The following is a 1113-nucleotide window of genomic DNA, read 5'->3' on the forward strand; positions in this document are numbered from 1 at the left end:
CCCTACACTCGCAATCCGCTATAGCGAGGCCGAATTCCCACCCGAGGTGGTGCGGCCTCAAGGTCTGCCTTATGAGAGTGGTGTTGACACTCAGGTCCTGCGCAACGGGAACCAGTGAATCCTGTCAGGTCCGGAAGGAAGCAGCAGTAAGCTGTCTCTCTCGTGTGCCGCGGGAGTGCCTGGGTAGAGCCATAATCATAAGTAACGCTTGGGGCCTCACCATCGACGGTGGGTGCACGGCATTACATATGGTTTTAATAACAGGTTACTATATAAAAAAAGTCGTTATGATGCATTTTCATAACGGCTTTTTTCTTTTACATTTGGCTTTGAATTGAAAGGCTTGGTAATGGTGAGAAGGTCAGAGTTCGCTTTCCACGGATGAATATTCGAGCATAAACGCCTCGCTGTAAGGTCTCTCACGATTACGGGGGGAGGTTTACCACTTTTCTCACCATCAACGTCATTTAGGTTATAGAAGGTAGAACATTTCTTATTATATTTTATGTTCCCATTTGAACTTAGATTTCATATACTTACCTCTAGCTCAATGACCAAAGCCTTAAATAATAGAAGCGGAAGACGTCGAAGAACTAAGGTTCACATCCAATGCTTCAATCAGGTATAATGGATGAGAGACTAAAAAGGGAGAACGGTTATATGAGCTATCAGGCTTTGTATCGTGTCTGGCGCCCAAAAAACTTTGAAGATGTGGTTGGACAAACCCACATTACACGCACATTGCAAAATGCGATTGAGCAAGATAAATTTTCGCATGCCTACCTATTCTCTGGTCCACGTGGAACAGGGAAAACAAGTGCTGCAAAAATATTTGCTAAAGCCGTGAACTGCGAACGTTCCCCTGTGAAGGAACCCTGCAATGAGTGTGCAGCTTGTCTTGGTATTCAAGATGGGTCAATCTCGGATGTTATCGAAATTGATGCGGCCTCTAATAATGGGGTAGAACAGATTCGTGAAATCCGGGACAAGGTAAAATATGCACCAAGCGCGGTACCATATAAAGTATATATTATTGATGAGGTCCACATGCTCTCTATGGGAGCATTCAATGCTTTACTTAAAACACTCGAAGAGCCGCCCCGCCATGTTATT

Annotated in this window: 1 protein-coding gene and 1 other RNA gene; both read left to right on the forward strand. The window is 44.6% G+C overall.

What is annotated here, in order from left to right:
- Window positions 1-240: signal recognition particle sRNA large type (gene ffs, locus LD39_RS22170), an RNA gene on the forward strand; the annotation flags it as partial.
- A 420-nt stretch (window positions 241-660) separates the two neighbouring features.
- Window positions 661-1113: DNA polymerase III subunit gamma/tau (dnaX, locus tag LD39_RS11635; protein WP_035546549.1), on the forward strand; the 453-nt coding region annotated here is incomplete at its 3' end.

It is taken from the genome of Halobacillus sp. BBL2006 (assembly GCF_000786645.1).
Taxonomy (GTDB): domain Bacteria; phylum Bacillota; class Bacilli; order Bacillales; family Halobacillaceae; genus Halobacillus.